General features: G+C 61.5%; 2 protein-coding genes and 1 pseudogene. All 3 read left to right on the top strand.

Annotation, left to right across the window (positions count from 1 at the left end; genetic code table 11):
- Positions 1-207 (top strand): annotated as a pseudogene (locus tag A2I95_RS33300) (glutamine synthetase); the annotation flags it as partial.
- Between the two features lie 105 nt (positions 208-312).
- A complete protein-coding gene (locus A2I95_RS33295; RefSeq protein ID WP_291736720.1) occupies positions 313-1,623 on the top strand; it encodes an FAD-binding oxidoreductase in 1,311 nt (436 codons plus the stop codon).
- A gap of 137 nt (positions 1,624-1,760) precedes the next feature.
- On the top strand, positions 1,761-2,120 hold a 360-nt coding region (locus A2I95_RS33290), incomplete at its 3' end, for an aminotransferase class I/II-fold pyridoxal phosphate-dependent enzyme (RefSeq protein WP_291736717.1).

The following is a 2,120-nucleotide window of genomic DNA, read 5'->3' as shown; positions in this document are numbered from 1 at the left end:
TTCAAAGGCGACGCCTATGAGGGCGAAGGCGATATTCCGCAAGTGATGGGTCAGGCGCTGGATCTCTTTGACGAAGCCACCGAACTGCATGAGGTTCTTGGCCCGGAATTCGCCCGCGTCTACTCCATCGTGAAACGCGCGGAATATGACGAGTTCCTGCAGGTGATCTCTCCCTGGGAGCGCGAGCATCTGCTGATGAACGTGTAAAGCTCCGGCGCTGCGCCCGGGTGCAGCGCCGGTACAATTGAGTATTTTTGAAAAGATGAAGCGCAGGACGCCCGCACGGCTGCCTGCTTGCAAAAGAGGTGCGGGATGGCAATGAACCTGCTTTATTCCAATGACCGCCAGGGCGAATATCCAAACAGCTGGTATGCCGCAACAGCCACACCGATGGATCGCTTCCCGGCCCTGACCGGCGATGCAACTGCAGATGTTTGCATCGTTGGCGGCGGCTATACAGGCATGTCCGCGGCGCTGCATCTGGCCGAGGCCGGCCTGTCCGTCGTGCTGCTGGAAGCGCACCGCGTGGGCTTTGGCGCCTCGGGCCGTAACGGCGGCCAGCTCGGCAGCGGCCAGCGGATGGAACAGGACGGGCTGGAAGCGCTGATGGGCAAAGCAGACGCGCAAAAGCTCTGGCAGCTGGGCGAAGACGCCAAGGATCTGGTGAAATCCCTGATTGTCCGTCACAGCATCAACTGCAACCTGAAACCCGGCATTGCCCATGCCTGTTTCTCCAAAAGCGAAGCAGCCCATGAACACGCCTATGCCGAACACCTGCAAAACTGCTACGGATACGATCAGATCCAGCCGCTGGATGAGGCCGGCTTGCACGCCATCTGCCCCTCTCCTGCCTATATGGGCGGATCGCTGGACATGGGTGCCGCACATCTGCATCCGCTGAACTATGCCCTGGGCTTGGCCCGGGCGGCCGCTGGTGCCGGGGCGCAGATCTGTGAGCAAAGCGAGGTTCTGGACATCCAGGAAGGCGTGCACGTCCGCGTGCGGACTGCAGGCGGGACGGTAACTGCCGGCCACTTGATCCTGGCCTGCAACGGCTATCTTGGCGGCCTGAACCATCAGGTCGCCGCGCGGGTGATGCCGATCAACAATTTCATCGTGGCAACCGAACCCCTGGGCGAAGACGCGGCCCGGGTGCTCGCCCGCGATGTCGCTGTGGCGGATACCAAGTTCGTTGTGAATTATTTCCGGCTCAGCCATGATAAGCGGCTGCTGTTCGGCGGCGGTGAAAGCTATGGCTACCGCTTTCCAGCCGATATCGAGGCCACAGTGCGCAAACCGATGCAGCAGATTTTCCCGCACACCAAGGACGTTCGGGTCGATTACGCCTGGGGCGGCACCCTGGGCATCACCATGAAACGGATGCCTTATCTGGCCCGGCTGGCGCCCAATGTGCTGACTGCTTCCGGCTACTCCGGCCATGGTGTCGGCACCGCCACCCATGCGGGCCAGCTGATGGCGCAGGCGATCCAGGGACAGGCACAAGGGTTCGATACCCTGGCCCGCGTCCCTGCCCCGCGCTTCCCGGGCGGGCCGCGGATGCGCTCGCCCCTCCTGGTGCTGGCAATGACTTGGTTTGCCCTGCGCGACCGGCTGGGGATCTGACTCCAGGCCGGTTTCCGCGCAACTCCGCAACATTTCTGTGAAATTTTGCCTGCTCGGCATTTTCCGCAGCGTCGCCTCTTGGCATTTTCGGCTACTAGTTTTACATTTCTTGAAGCAACAATTCAGGATTTTGAAATATGGCTCTGCCGCCCAACGTTCATGACGCTGAACCCATTCCCCCAGCCGCCCTTGAGGCAATCGAGGCCCTGATGCAGTCGGGCGATCTGTTTCGCTACACCGCGCCCGAAGACGCGCCCGTTACGCTGCTGGAACAGGAATATGCTGAACTGCTGGGTAGTAAATACGCGCTGGCAGTCTCCTCCTGCTCAGCGGCCTTGTTCCTGTCGCTGAAGGCGCTTGGCCTGCCCCGCGACGCCCGGGTGCTGATCCCCGCTTTCACCTTTGCCGCCGTGCCGTCGTCGGTCGTTCATGCCGACTGCGTGCCGGTGCTGTGTGAAGTCGGCGACAACTACCGCATCGACATGGGTGACTTTGAG

The sequence above is a fragment of the Leisingera sp. F5 genome (assembly GCF_001593695.1).
The sequence above is the reverse complement of the archived record's forward strand: the minus strand, read 5'-3'. Positions and strand labels throughout refer to the sequence as shown.